The sequence below is a fragment of the Solwaraspora sp. WMMD792 genome (assembly GCF_029626105.1).
Classification (GTDB): domain Bacteria; phylum Actinomycetota; class Actinomycetes; order Mycobacteriales; family Micromonosporaceae; genus Micromonospora_E.
In genome coordinates, this window is sequence record NZ_JARUBH010000009.1 from 1,218,088 (window position 1) to 1,230,827 (window position 12,740).

A 12,740-nucleotide genomic window follows, 5' to 3' on the forward strand; every position below is an offset into this window, starting at 1 on the left:
TGCGTACGGCGCCGGTGGCGTGCCCCCACCGGCTGCCGCCTGCCCGAGATCGACGGAAGGACCAACATGAGACGACGACACGTCAGCCTTGCCATGGCGGCGGTCCTGACGGGGGCCCTGCTCGCCACTGTGGAGCCGGTGTCGGCCGAGCCGCTCCAGGCCGACCGACCGGCACCTGCCGTCGGCCGGCTCGCCGCCGGTCCCGCCGTCGACCCGGCGGCCGCCAGTCTCGCCGCCGACCGGGGGATCGGCCTGGCCGAGGCGACCCGCCGGATCCGGTGGCAGCACGACGCGTCGTCGTTGGCCGCCGAGGCGGCCACGGCGCTGGGCCGGGACACGTTCGGTGGTATGTGGTTCGGTGCCGACGACGACCGGATCAAGATCGGCTACGTCGCCGCCGGTGCCGCAGCCGGGTCGGCCCGGGCCGCCGATGTCGCCGACACCGTGGACGCGGTCGCCGCCGGCCACGATCTCGCCGACGTCACCGACACCGTGCCGGTCCGGCACTCGCTGGCCGACCTGCTCGCCGCTAACGACTGGATCGGCGACCGGTTGGAGCAGGTCGACCAGAATGCGAAATGGCCGATGAAGGGCAGCTACCGTACGGACGGCAACGTCGTGCGACTGGGCGTGCCGGCACCGGACGATCGCACCGCCGCGCAGCAGGCGCTGGTGGACGAGGCCAAGCGTCGGTACGGGTCGATGTTGGATATCTATCCGTACACCGACCGGCCGGTGACCAGTGCCTGTTCCTTCCCGTACTGCGATCCACCGTTGCGGGCCGGCGTCCGGATCGACCCCGCCGGTTGCACACTCGGGTTCCTGGCCCGCAGCCGCAGCAACAACCTGCTGTACGCCTTCACCGCCGGACACTGCGTGGACGACCGGCCGAGTGGGACGGTGTACTACACCCGGTTCCCCAACAACGAGATCCACAACATCGGTCCGGCGCACAACGAGGTCTTCGGCCTCGACGGCGACGCGGCCATCATCCGGGTGGTCAACGAGACCGGCTGGCAGTCCCGAGGACTGGTCTACGTGCTCGCCTCGGCCGCCAACGGCGGCGCGGCCGGCACCACCTACTACCCCGACTACCCGATCTCCGCCGACGGCGGCAGCTCGATGAACATGCGTGTCTGCAAGAGCGGCGCCGTTGGAGGGACGAGCTGCGGTCTGGTCACCGACCTCGGGGTGACCGTCACCTACACCGACGAGGGCGTGACCGTACGCCATCTCGGCGAGGCCAACTACTGCACCTCGCGGGGCGACAGTGGCGGCCCGATCTACGCGCAGCGGACCGCGTACGGCCTGGTGTCCGGTCGTAGCAGCGGGACGAGCCCGTGTGTCTCCTTCTACCAGGGCATCCGTGGCGCCGAGAATCTGCTGAACGTGAACGTGGTGTTCGAGTGAGGGTGGACGTGGACCGTCTCCGCCACACCGGGGCCGACCGGCGTGACCTGGTGTCCCGGCCACGCTGACGGGGGTTCTCGCGCCGCGTATCCATGCTGGCCGCCTGCCACCGACCGGTGGCAGGCGGCCAGCGCGTTGCCGCGCTCCGAACGACTATCGGATGGTGCCGAGCCGGGGGATGAGCGACCACCGGGGACAGCTCGTCACCCGGTCAGTGAGCGGAGCGCGACTCATTCAACTACATCGATTGACAGATTTCCGTTCGACGGAGACACTTTGTGTAACGTAACCCTCGTACCTGGGGTTCGGTCGCCGTCCCCGGGAGGACCAGATGAGGCTCGCTCTTCGTCGGTACCTGATCGCGGGGGCGATCTCCGCTGTTCTCGCCGTCGCGGTCGGCGGCATCGCCACGTCGGCGCACGCCGCCACGGGATGCCGGGTGGCCTACACCGTCTCCAGCCAGTGGCCTGGTGGTTTCGGCGCCAACGTGGCCGTCACCAACCTGGGTGATCCGATCAGCAGCTGGCGGCTGACCTGGTCGTTCGCCGCCGGACAACAGATCACTCAGCTCTGGAACGGATCCGCCAGTCAGACCGGCGCCCAGGTCGCCGTTGCCAACGCCGCTTGGAACGGCTCCCTCGCCACCGGGTCGAGCGCGTCGTTCGGATTCAACGGGACGTGGAACGACGCCACCAATCCGGCCCCGACCGACTTCGCGCTCAACGGCGCCCCCTGCACCGGTAGTACGATTCCGTCCGGATCACCGTCCGCGCCGAACCCGCCGACGCCGAGTGCCACACCCACACCCACCCCGAGTACGACGCCGGGCGACCTGGAGCCGACGATCGTGCCCGACCCGTCCTGGACGTGCAACATGCCCACTGGCATCGTGCCACCGACCCGAGGCCGGCTCGTGCTGCGTGTCGTGGCCCAGTTCGGTGCCATCCGCGAGGTCGGCGCGACCCAGTACGGCCATCGTCGCCTGCTCGACGTGACGGGCGGCTCGTTCGTCGGAGAGCGGCTCAGCGGCACCGTCCTGACCGGCGGACTGGACCTGGAGCTCACCCTCACCAACGGAGCCGTCGAGGTCGAGCAGATCAACGTCCTGCGCGCGGCTGACGGCACCCTCATCTACCTGCGTAGCTGCGGTGTCGCCCCCTCCGGCGACGCCGCCGTCCGGATCGTGCCCGACTTCGAGGCACCGAGCTCCAGCCCGTACGCCTGGCTGAACACGGGCACGTTCGTCGGCACCCGGGTGCTCGACACCGCGACGAACACCGTCGAACTCACCGTCTACGACGTCTCCGGCGTGTCCCCGACCGAGCCTCGGATCCAGCTCACCGACCCCGCCGGCCTGCCCCACCAGCAATGGAACTGCGCCACCGGCAGCGGTACGAGGGGTGCCAGCGTTTTCACCGCATCCGTCACGCTCGGCTCCAGCCTCGCCATCGGTGCCAGCAAGCGCGGCACCCGGACGATCATCCCCATCACCGGCGGGACGATCAGCGGTCGGGTGGCCGGATCGATCCTCGCCGGCGGTGCGGACTACCAGTTGAGTGGCTCGACCACGACGCTGGACGCCCGGTACACCTTGTCGACCAGCGACGGCGAGTTGATCCTGGTCCGCAACTGCGGGGCGTTCGGTCGGCTGGTGCCGACCTTCGAGGCCCGGGCGGCCGGCCCGTACGCCTTCCTCAACGCGAACACCTGGTTGAGCTCCGACCCCGGCTTCGCACCGGGCGGAGTGAGCATTACCTTCTACGAACGCCGGTAGGGGAGGGCGGCGGTGTCACCGGGGCAGCTGAGGCGCCGGAGCGCACCGTCCCGTCGGGACACTGTCCACCGTGACGTGGGACCACCCGCTGCTCTGGTAACCCTCGGTTGCCATGATCATGTAGCCCATGGTGGTGCCGAGGTGCATGCCGGCGCGGGCCCACGCGTCGAAGTGGTCGCCGGTGTCGATGGTCCCGCTGGAGCGCTTCTGCTGACGGACGCTGTAGTACCGGTAGTACGGCGTGCTGCCGACGCCGAGTTGGACCCGGTAGATGTCGTAGGTGCCGCCCTCGCTGAGGACGGTGCCCATCGGCGTACCGGTCGGCCGGTAGGTGCCCCAGTTCTCCACCACGTAGTACTCGGTGAGCGGGTTGGTCGTGTACCCGTACAGCGCCAGATAGGAGTTGCCGCCCGGGTGGAAGGTGCCGCAGTAGTTGACGGTCCGTCGGCCACCGGTAGCCCAGCCCTTGCCGCCGAACCAGTTGTTGATGCCGGTCCACCGGGCGCCGTACTGGCCCTGCGGTCCCAGGACCATGGTGCTGTCGCCCATGTCCTTCCAGTAGGCGTAGAAGTGGCCGTCGTGGGTGCCGGTCTGGTTGGTGGTCACCACCGGGCGGGAATGGGCTTCGTCGGCGTGGGCAGTGCCGGCCGGCACGGTCGCCGTGACCGCAAGAAGTGCGGCGCAGGCGGCGCTGGTCAGTAGTCTGATCCGGCTGCTCGTCGAGTTGGCACCGGGCGTCGCGCTCATTGATCGACCTCTACTTCCGCTCGGTTGGCGCCGACGTCAGCGGCAACCAGTGATTGATATGTATCAATCACTTGTTGAAGTGTCGGCCGGACTTCGGCGGAATGTCAACAGGTGACGGAGCTGGGCCACCACGACCCGTCGTAACTGATCGGCGGCCCGGGACGCAGACCCGGGCCGCGAGCCTGTGCCCCTGCCGGGCAGATTTGCGGGCCTCCTCGTGGAAATCGGGTGCGGCGCAGGCGAACGGCGTCCGGCGGTCGGCGCCACCGAGGGCACAGGCGTAGATGGCGGTGACCCGGTTGCCGAACGTCTCCACCGCCAGCAGGACGCCATCGTCAGTGAGTACGCTGCCATTGGGGAACCACCACAGCTCGTCCGCCACCTGGGTAACGGTGCCATCGGGGTCCACCCGGTGCGGTGCGGCTGGTGCCAGCGGCTCACCGGCCATCAGTCGTCCTGCGTGCCCAGTTCGCCCGACACGGGCAATCTGATTGATACATTGACATGCATCGCTCAATTTTGAGAGGTGTGTGCCATGAAGCTCAGAACCGTGCTGGGGGCCGGCCTCGCCGCCGGCCTCGCCGCGACAGGTGTCGGCGTCGCCGCGGCGGCCGGCGCCGCTCCGGCCGCCGGTGACCGGGCGGCCGACCCGATCGGCACGAACGCCCTCGGCGACTTCGACTTCTCCCGCCCCGCGGTGGCCGCGACCGGACTCCAGGTGCCGTGGGGGATGGACTTCCTGCCCGACGGCAGCGCGCTGGTGGCCCAGCGCGGCACCGGCCAGGTGGTCCGGGTGCGGCCCGGGCAGCAGCCGCAGCCGGTGGTCACGATCCCCGACGCGACCCCGGTCAGTGAGGGCGGTCTGCTCGGACTCGCGGTCTCGCCGACGTTCGCGCAGGACGACTACGTCTACGTCTACTACACCACCTCGACCGACAACCGGATCGTCCGGTTCCGGCTCACCGCACCGCAGAACCGGCAGCCGATCCTCACCGGGCTGGCCCGGTCGGCCATTCACAACGGCGGCCGGATCGCGTTCGGCCCCGACGGCATGCTCTACGCCGGTGTCGGCGACGCCGGGCAGACCTCGCACGCGCAGAATCAGCAGAGCCGCAACGGCAAGATCCTGCGGATGCGCCCGGACGGCGGCGCCCCGGCCGACAACCCCTTCCCGGGATCGCTCGTCTACAGCCTCGGCCACCGGCACGTCCAAGGGCTGGCCTGGGACGCGCAGGGCCGGCTCTACGCCACCGAGTTCGGACAGAATGCCTGGGACGAGATCAACCTGATCATCGCCGGTGGCAACTACGGCTGGCCGATCGTCGAAGGTCGGGCCAACGATCCCCGGTTCCGCGACCCGCTGCTGGTCTGGACCCCCGCTGAGGCCTCGCCGAGCGGCGCCGCGATCGTCGGGAACCGGCTGTACGTCGCCACGCTGCGCGGCAACCGGCTGTGGAACGTGCCGCTCGACGGGTCCGGCGGCGTCGGCACCCCGAGCGCCGAACTGCTCGGCAGTTACGGGCGGCTACGTACCGTCGAGTACGGACCGGACGGCTGGCTCTGGGTGACCACCAGCAACCGGGACGGTCGGGGGCAGCCGGCCGCCGACGACGACCGGATTCTGCGCTTCCCGCCCCTCGACGCCGTGACCCCGCCACCCACCACCGCCCCACCCACCACGGCCCCGCCGACCACCGCACCCCCGACCACGCCACCGCCGCCGACCACGGCCCCGCCGACCACCCCGCCGCCGAGCGGTAGCTGCCAGGTCTCCTACCAGGTCAACCAGTGGGGGAGCGGGTTCACCGCGGACGTCCGGATCACCAACCGCGGCGCGTCGCTGAACGGCTGGACACTGACCTGGACCTTCGCCGGCAACCAGCAGATCACCAACGGATGGAACAGCCAGATCAGCCAGTCCGGTCAGGCGGTGACCGCCCGCAACGCCGCCTGGAACGCCAATCTGCCGACCAACGGCACGGTCAGCTTCGGCTTCCAGGCGACCTACAGCGGCAGCAACCCCGGCCCGACCGACTTCCGACTCGACGGGACCGCGTGTCAGACCGACTGAGTCAGCCGGGTGAGCGACCGGATGCGTCGGCCGTGGCGGGGGAGTCCGCCCGGCCGGCGCGCGGTCAGGGCAGTCGACATTGCGACGGCCACATGAAAGGAAGCTGCCATGCCCACGATCCCCGCACCTCCGGCAGGTCCGGTGCCGGCCACGCCACGGCCACGTCACGCGCCCTTCCGGCGCAGGCGGGCCTCGCTCATCGCCGTCGGGCTGACCGTCGGCGTCCTCCTGGCCGGCGGCGTGATCGCCGCCGCGCCGCCCCCCGCCTCCGCCGCCACCGTCGACACCACCGCCTGGTACGTGCTCGTCGCCCGGCACAGCGGCAAGGCCCTCGACGTGTACGAGCGGGCCACCGGCGACGGTGCCCGGATCGTGCAGTGGTCGCGCAACGACGGTGCCTGGCAGCAGTGGCAGTTCGTCGACGCCGGCAACGGCTACTACCGGCTCCGGTCCCGGCACAGCGGCAAAGTTCTCGACGTGCGCGACTCGTCGACGGCCGACGGCGCGGACGTCGTCCAGTGGAGCGACGTCGACCGGGCCAGCCAGCAGTGGCGGCTCGCCGACTCCGACGCCGGCCACGTACGGCTGATCAACCGCAACAGCGGCAAGGCGCTCGACGTGTGGGAACGCTCGATCGCCGACGGCGCCCGGATCAGCCAGTGGACCGACTGGAACGGCACCAACCAGCAGTGGCAGCTGGTCCGGGTCGACGCTCCCGGCACACCTACCCCCACCCCTGGCGTTCCGCCCGGCTCCTACCCGGACCCGATGCGGGTCACCGGGGACACCGGGGTGCACGACCCGAGCATGATCCGTCGGCCGACCGGTGGCTACCTGATGGCGCACACCGGCAACGACGTGGCGCTGAAGACGTCCACCGACCGGGTCAGCTTCCGCAACGCCGGGTCGGTCTTCCCCGGCGGCGCGCCGTGGACCACCCCGTACACCGGCGGCAGCCGCAACCTGTGGGCGCCGGACCTGTCGTTCCACGACAACCGGTACTACCTGTACTACTCGGCGTCGACGTTCGGGTCGAACCGGTCCGCCATCTTCCTGGCCACCAGCTCCACCGGCGCCTCCGGCAGCTGGACCAACCAGGGGTTGGTCGTCGAGTCGCAGAGCTCGGACACCTTCAACGCCATCGACCCGAACCTGATCGTTGACGACCAGGGCCGCTGGTGGCTGAGCTTCGGATCGTTCTGGTCCGGGATCAAGATGATCGCCATCGACCCCAGCACCGGCCGGCGGTCCGGTTCGGTGATGCACAGCCTCGCCGGCCGTGGCGGCGGGGCGATCGAGGCGCCGACGCTGGTCAGGCGGGGCAGCTACTACTACCTGTACGTCTCCTTCGACCGGTGCTGTCAGGGCGCGGCCAGCACGTACCGGGTGATGGTCGGCCGGTCGACCAGCGTCACCGGTCCGTTCACCGACCGGTCCGGCAACCTGCTCACCGCTGGCGGTGGCACCCAGATCCTGGCCGGCCACGGCGGCGTCAACGGACCCGGTCATCAGGCGGTGCTCGCCGACGCCGACGGCGACTACCTCGTCTACCACTACTACGCGAACAACGGTGCCGCGCTGCTCGGCATCAACCGGATCGGCTACGACGCGGCCGGCTGGCCCTACCTGTACTGACCGCCAGGTCCACGAGTGTCGGGTCGGCTCGGTCAGTCGGTCACCGACAGATCGATGGTGTGCGCGGCGTGGTTCGCCTTGGCGGCCAGGTAGCGGACGTTCGCGGCGGAGACGTGCACGCCGGTGGGGACCTGCTCGGTCACCGTGACGCCGAGCCGGGTGAGCTGCGCCGCCTTGTCCGGATTGTTGCTGAGCAGGGCCACCCGGTGCACGCCGAGCGCGAGCAGCATCTGCGCCGCGACCGTGTAGTCGCGCTCGTCCTCACCCCGGCCCAGCGCCACGTTCGCCTCGAACGTGTCCAGCCCGGCGTCCTGCAGCGCGTAGGCGTCGAGCTTGGCGTACAGCCCGATGCCCCGCCCTTCCTGCCGCAGATAGAGCAGGAAGCCGCCGTGAGCGGCGATCCGCTCCACCGCCTCCCGCAGTTGCGGGCCGCAGTCACACCGCTGACTGCCGAACACGTCGCCGGTCAGGCACTCGCTGTGCGGGCGTACCAGAGGCGGGTCGCCACCGTCGGCGGCCCGGTCCAACGCCCGGTCCCAGTCGCCCAGACCCAGCGCCACGTGCTCGCGTCGGTCGGTCAGGCCGTCGAAGGTGAAGACCCGGGCGCTGGCGGTGTAGCCGTCGGCGAACCGCAGCGGCACCGTCACCTGCCGGCGGACCGTCGCCGTCGGCGCGGGACCCGTCCCGTTGGTGGCGGCGCGCTTACCGTTGACCGGAGCGTGGGGCGGCGGTTCAAGCATCGTACGTCCTATCGGTGATGTGCTGCGCAGAGCGTCGGCACCGGTCCGGCCGGCACCGACACATGAGCCGTACGGGAGAATGTGTGCCGGCCTCGCATGCAGGCTATCTTTCGGTCGTCGAGGAGGTGCCATCAGTGGTTGAGCGACCCTACGTCCTGCTCAGCTGCGGCATGTCGATCGACGGATATCTGGACAACGCGAGCGGGCGGCGCCTGCTGCTGTCCAACGACGCCGACTTCGACCGGGTCGACGCGGTACGCGCCGACTGCGACGCGATCCTGGTCGGGGCCGGCACGGTGCGCCGCGACGACCCTCGGTTGCTGGTCCGGTCGGCGGACCGCCGGCGTCGGCGGGTGGCCGCCGGCCACCCACCCACCCCGATGAAGGTCACCGTCACCGGCAGCGCCGACCTCGACCCGAAGGCGCGGTTCTTCACCGTCGGCGACGTCGACAAGGTCGTGTACTGCGCCACGGCGAGCCTGGGCAGCGCCCGCACCCGGCTCGCCGGGCTCGCCACCGTCGTCGACTGCGGTGACCCGGTCGACCTGCGACGGGTCGTCGGCGACCTGCATGTCCGGGGCGTCGGCCGGTTGATGGTCGAAGGCGGCGGACGGGTGCACACCCAGTTCCTCACCGCCGGCCTGGCCGACGAACTGCACCTGGTGGTCGCCCCGATCTTCGTCGGCGACTCCCGGGCACCCCGGTTCGTCGGCGACGGCAGCTTCCCGTGGCACGCCGACCGGCGGGCGACGCTGGTCGAGGTCCGCCAGATCGGCGACGTGGCCCTGCTGCGCTACGCCCTGTCGTCCCGGTTCGGCGAGCAGTAGCCGACCAGCCCGTCCCGCCATCACGTTGCTGGCCGTCACGTCGCCGGACGTGGTCGCAGGCGTAGCCGCAGCCGCAGCGGCGGCCGTTGCCGGACCGCCGGCAGCCGGCGCACCCAGCGGACCGCCAGCACACCAGCACCCGGCAGGCTCGCCGTCAACGCCAGCAGGCCGTACACCACCGCGACGGTCAACCCGAGGCCCGCGCCGAGCCCGGCCGCACCGAACGCCCACGCGGTCACCCCTTCCCGCGGTCCCCAGCCGCCGACGTTCAACGGCACCGCCATCGCCAACAACGCCAGCACCATCAACGGTGCCAGCTGGTGCAGCGGCGCCGTCGACCCGGCGGCGCGGGCCGCGACCAGGAAGGTGGCGAGGTGACCGGCTAGCGCGGCGACCGACAGCAACGCCACCCCCGGCCAGGTCCGTCGGGCCAGCAGACCGCTGCGCAGGTCGGCGACGGTCCGCCCGACCGCGCGGGTCCACCAGGACCCGCCGGACCCGGCGGCTGCCGTTCGACGGACCCGTGGCCGACGGCGGCGTACCGCCACGAACAGCGCCACCATCAGCGCGGCCGCCGCGACCACGGCCGCTGCGACCTGAGCCGCGGTGACCAGCCGTGCGGGTGCCGGCACCGGCAGCGTCAGCAGCACCCCCGCGGCGACCGCGAACAGCACCAGCTGACCGGCGGTCCGTTCCAGCACCACCGCGCGTACCCCCCGGCCCACGTCGGCCACCTCCCGGCCGTGCCGGACCGCGCGGTGCACGTCACCCAGCACCCCACCGGGCAGCGCGGCGTTGAGGAAAATCGCCCGGTAGTAGTCGGCGACCGCCCCGGCCAGCGGCAGCGCCAGCCCCATCCCCCGGGCGACCAGGCACCACCGCCAAGCGCTGCAGACCGTGGTCAGCAGCCCGATCCCGACCGCCAGCAGCAGCACCCGCGCGTCGATCACCCGCATTCCGTCCAGGAACGCGTTGGTGCCGAGCCGCCAGGCCAGCAGCCCCAGGATGGTCACCCCACCGGTCAGTCGCAGCCAGGCCCAGACCTTGCCCTTCACTGTGCGTCACGGCCGGTGCCGGCCGTGCGCAACGGGCTCTTCGCCCTGTGCATTACGTGCCCCCCTCGATGAGCCTCCGCCGACAGATACGCGGCGGTGTCGCCTCCGGTTCACCTGCCCGGCACCGGAAGTACGCTGTGCAGACCTCAGCCGGGCACGACCAACATGTCCCGGTGTTCCACGGTGACCCCCAGTTCACCGGCGGCGGCAGCGGCGAGCCGGCGGCGCCGGTAGCCCTCCGGCCGGGCGGCCAGCTCCGGCCGCTGCTCGTACGCCGCCGCGATCCAGCCGTCCAGCCACCGTTCGGTCAGCTCGGCCCGCTCGGGGCCGAGCAGCCACGGACTGGGCCGCACCAGCACGGTGGCCCCGTGCCGGGTGAACGCCTCGGTCGCCGCCTCCACCGCCGACGGGCCGAGTAGCGGCCGACCCGCACTGTGCCGCCGCTGATGCTCGTTGAACGCGGCCGTCAGCTCACCGTCGAGCGGGTCGGCGGGATCGAACCGTACCTCACCGACCACGGTCAGGGTCAGCAACGCCGGACAGGCGACCGCCCGGACGGTCGCCGCCAGCCGGTCCACCTCGTCGGCGGTGAGCAGGTCCAGCAGGGCCGACGCGGTGACCAGGTCGGCGCCGGCGAGGTCGTCGACGGTGAGCGCGGTGAGGTCGTCGCGGCGTGCCGTCGCGGTGACCGGTGCGCCGTCGGACGCCGCCGGGGCCATCCGGGCCTCGGCATGGCGCAGCAGTTCGCGGTCGCGGTCGTGCAGCACCCAGCGCTGGGCACCGGGCAGCTGCGGGGCCAGCCACCGGCCCATCGACCCGGTGCCGCAGCCGAGGTCGTGTATCTCGGTGCGGGCGGCGCCGGTCAGCAGCCGGCGTACCTCGGCGACCAGTTCCGCCGAGCGCGCCTGCGCGTCCGCGGGCTCCCGCAGCCCCAACCACGCCGGGCTGTACCCGGCCGACTCGATCGTCTCCATGAAGTCTCCCTCCGCTGGGGCGGGGCGCCGTCGTCAGCGCCGACTCAGTTCGTGTAGTACCGCACCGACTGCGGCGGCCGTGTCCGCCCAGTCGGGCAGCCCGGCCCGGCGCGCGACGGCGGCCGCCCGCAACCGCTCCCGCTCGCCGCCGTCGGTCAGCCAGCGGCGTACCGCCGCACCGAGCGCCGCCGGGTCGGCGGGCGGCACCAGCCGGCCCGGTCGCTCACCCGTGTCGGTGCGACCCAGTGCCTGCGGCACCCCGCCGACGCCGCTGGCCAGCACCGGGATGCCGCAGGCCAGCGCCTCGGTGACCACCATGCCGTACGTCTCGGCATGCGACGGCAGGATCAGCAGATCGGCGTCGGCGTACGTGCCGGCCAACGTCGCCGCCGCGCGGGGCCCGGCCAGCGTGACACGGTCCCCGAGCCGGTGGTACGCGATCCGCTGCCGGACCCGGTCGACGTACGCGGCGGCGGTCAGCGCTCCCACGCAGACACATTCCCAGTCCAGGTCGGTGACGGTGGCGAGCGCCTCGACGAGCACGTCGTGGCCCTTACGGGGGGTGACCGACGCGACGCAGAGCAGCCGTCGGCCGGCCGGGTCCCGGTTCGCCAGGGGCGCCGGTGCGACGCCCGGCACCGCCACCCGGATCCGGTCGGCGGCCAGACCGTGGCGGGCGGCGAGTTGGCGGGCCGTCGCGTCGCTGGTGGCGATCACCGCCGCCGCCGAGCCGAGCGCCGCGCGTTCGGCCAGGTCCAGCTCGGCAGCCTCGGCCGGGTCCAGCCCGGTCTCGTCGGCCAATGGCAGGTGGACCAGCACGGCCAGCCGCAGCCGGTCAGCGTGCGGTCCGATCACCTCGGGCACCCCACAGGCGACCAGACCGTCGATCAGCACCACCGTGCCGTCGGCCAGGGTGGCGAGGAGGTCGGCGAGCGCGGCCCGGCTGGTCCGGTCCGGGCACGGCCAGTCACCGGGGAGAGCGATCTCGCGCGCCGGCCATCCGGCCGCGGCCAGACCGGTGCAGACCTGCCGGTCGTAGACGTTGCCGCCGCTGGGGGCGGTCGGATCGTCCACGTTGCCGGGCAGCACCACGACGACCATCGACGTCAGAGCGCCCGCTCGTAGCTCGCCCAGGCGATGTGCGACTCGTGCAGGGTGACGCCGATTCCGGTCAAACCACGGGCACCGGCACCGAGATCGCCCGCGTGCACCCGGTCGGCCAGCCGGTCGGCGATCAACTTGGCCAGCCATTCGGTGGAGGTGTTGATCCCCGCGAACGCCGGCTCGTCGTCGAGGTTGCGGTAGTTCAACTCGGCCAGTACGGCCTTGAGCTGCTCGGTGGCCAGGCCGATGTCGACGACGATGTTGTCGCTGTCGAGGTCGGTGCGCTTGAACGTGGCGTCGACGACGAAGGTGGCACCGTGCAGCCGTTGCGCCGGCCCGAACACGTCACCGGTGAAGCTGTGGGCGACCATGATGTGGTCACGTACGGTGACGCTGAACATTT

12 protein-coding genes are annotated in these 12,740 nt (G+C 71.7%); 5 read left to right on the forward strand and 7 right to left on the reverse strand.

Annotated elements, in window-relative coordinates:
- Positions 1-66 precede the first annotated feature (66 nt).
- Positions 67-1,410 (forward strand): S1 family peptidase, encoded by a 1,344-nt coding sequence (locus O7629_RS07070; RefSeq protein WP_278168232.1) that lies wholly within the window; start codon positions 67-69, stop codon positions 1,408-1,410.
- Between the two features lie 331 nt (positions 1,411-1,741).
- Positions 1,742-3,184, forward strand: a complete 1,443-nt coding sequence (locus O7629_RS07075; RefSeq protein ID WP_278168234.1) for a DUF3237 family protein — start codon at positions 1,742-1,744, stop codon at positions 3,182-3,184.
- A gap of 15 nt (positions 3,185-3,199) precedes the next feature.
- Here the strand turns inward: O7629_RS07075 and O7629_RS07080 are convergent, their stop codons facing one another.
- Positions 3,200-3,931 carry a glycoside hydrolase family 11 protein gene (locus O7629_RS07080; RefSeq protein WP_278168236.1) on the reverse strand — a complete coding sequence of 244 codons (732 nt, stop codon included), beginning with the start codon at positions 3,929-3,931 and terminating at the stop codon, positions 3,200-3,202.
- A 67-nt stretch (positions 3,932-3,998) separates the two neighbouring features.
- Positions 3,999-4,379, reverse strand: a complete 381-nt coding sequence (locus tag O7629_RS07085; protein WP_278168237.1) for a hypothetical protein — start codon at positions 4,377-4,379, stop codon at positions 3,999-4,001.
- 87 nt (positions 4,380-4,466) lie between these two features.
- On the opposite strand from O7629_RS07085, the gene O7629_RS07090 reads away from it, so the two are divergent.
- Both O7629_RS07090 and O7629_RS07095 read left to right on the forward strand, forming a co-directional pair.
- Positions 4,467-6,002, forward strand: a complete 1,536-nt coding sequence (locus O7629_RS07090; protein ID WP_278168238.1) for a PQQ-dependent sugar dehydrogenase — start codon at positions 4,467-4,469, stop codon at positions 6,000-6,002.
- A gap of 108 nt (positions 6,003-6,110) precedes the next feature.
- On the forward strand, positions 6,111-7,637 hold the full coding sequence (locus O7629_RS07095) for a family 43 glycosylhydrolase (RefSeq protein ID WP_278168239.1): 1,527 nt from the start codon (positions 6,111-6,113) through the stop codon (positions 7,635-7,637).
- A gap of 32 nt (positions 7,638-7,669) precedes the next feature.
- Here the strand turns inward: O7629_RS07095 and ribA are convergent, their stop codons facing one another.
- A complete protein-coding gene (gene ribA / locus O7629_RS07100) occupies positions 7,670-8,377 on the reverse strand; it encodes a GTP cyclohydrolase II (protein WP_278168240.1) in 708 nt (235 codons plus the stop codon).
- A 134-nt stretch (positions 8,378-8,511) separates the two neighbouring features.
- On the opposite strand from ribA, the gene O7629_RS07105 reads away from it, so the two are divergent.
- Positions 8,512-9,204: a dihydrofolate reductase family protein gene (locus O7629_RS07105; protein ID WP_278168241.1), complete on the forward strand. Its 693-nt coding sequence runs from the start codon at positions 8,512-8,514 to the stop codon at positions 9,202-9,204.
- A gap of 35 nt (positions 9,205-9,239) precedes the next feature.
- Here O7629_RS07105 and O7629_RS07110 read toward each other — a convergent pair whose 3' ends face one another.
- The 4 genes from O7629_RS07110 to O7629_RS07125 all read right to left on the reverse strand — a co-directional run bounded on the left by O7629_RS07110 (position 9,240) and on the right by O7629_RS07125 (position 12,738).
- On the reverse strand, positions 9,240-10,259 hold the full coding sequence (locus tag O7629_RS07110) for a lysylphosphatidylglycerol synthase transmembrane domain-containing protein (RefSeq protein ID WP_278168242.1): 1,020 nt from the start codon (positions 10,257-10,259) through the stop codon (positions 9,240-9,242).
- Between the two features lie 146 nt (positions 10,260-10,405).
- The gene (locus tag O7629_RS07115; RefSeq protein WP_278168243.1) at positions 10,406-11,233 is read right to left on the reverse strand and encodes a class I SAM-dependent methyltransferase; all 828 of its coding nucleotides are present in this window, start codon (positions 11,231-11,233) and stop codon (positions 10,406-10,408) included.
- A gap of 33 nt (positions 11,234-11,266) precedes the next feature.
- Positions 11,267-12,334 carry a glycosyltransferase family 4 protein gene (locus O7629_RS07120; protein ID WP_278168244.1) on the reverse strand — a complete coding sequence of 356 codons (1,068 nt, stop codon included), beginning with the start codon at positions 12,332-12,334 and terminating at the stop codon, positions 11,267-11,269.
- A gap of 5 nt (positions 12,335-12,339) precedes the next feature.
- A complete protein-coding gene (locus tag O7629_RS07125) occupies positions 12,340-12,738 on the reverse strand; it encodes a 6-carboxytetrahydropterin synthase (RefSeq protein ID WP_278168245.1) in 399 nt (132 codons plus the stop codon).
- Between the last annotated feature and the right edge of the window lie 2 nt (positions 12,739-12,740).

Bases quoted from the DNA above. Each gene is read 5' to 3' on its own strand.
- O7629_RS07070 (WP_278168232.1), top strand. From the start codon at position 67: ATGAGACGACGACACGTCAGCCTTGCCATGGCGGCGGTCCTGACGGGG.
- O7629_RS07075 (WP_278168234.1), top strand. From the start codon at position 1,742: ATGAGGCTCGCTCTTCGTCGGTACCTGATCGCGGGGGCGATCTCCGCT.
- O7629_RS07115 (WP_278168243.1), bottom strand. From the start codon at position 11,233: ATGGAGACGATCGAGTCGGCCGGGTACAGCCCGGCGTGGTTGGGGCTG.
- O7629_RS07095 (WP_278168239.1), top strand. From the start codon at position 6,111: ATGCCCACGATCCCCGCACCTCCGGCAGGTCCGGTGCCGGCCACGCCA.
- ribA (WP_278168240.1), bottom strand. From the start codon at position 8,377: ATGCTTGAACCGCCGCCCCACGCTCCGGTCAACGGTAAGCGCGCCGCC.
- O7629_RS07120 (WP_278168244.1), bottom strand. From the start codon at position 12,334: ATGGTCGTCGTGGTGCTGCCCGGCAACGTGGACGATCCGACCGCCCCC.
- O7629_RS07085 (WP_278168237.1), bottom strand. From the start codon at position 4,379: ATGGCCGGTGAGCCGCTGGCACCAGCCGCACCGCACCGGGTGGACCCC.
- O7629_RS07125 (WP_278168245.1), bottom strand. From the start codon at position 12,738: ATGTTCAGCGTCACCGTACGTGACCACATCATGGTCGCCCACAGCTTC.
- O7629_RS07090 (WP_278168238.1), top strand. From the start codon at position 4,467: ATGAAGCTCAGAACCGTGCTGGGGGCCGGCCTCGCCGCCGGCCTCGCC.
- O7629_RS07080 (WP_278168236.1), bottom strand. From the start codon at position 3,931: ATGAGCGCGACGCCCGGTGCCAACTCGACGAGCAGCCGGATCAGACTA.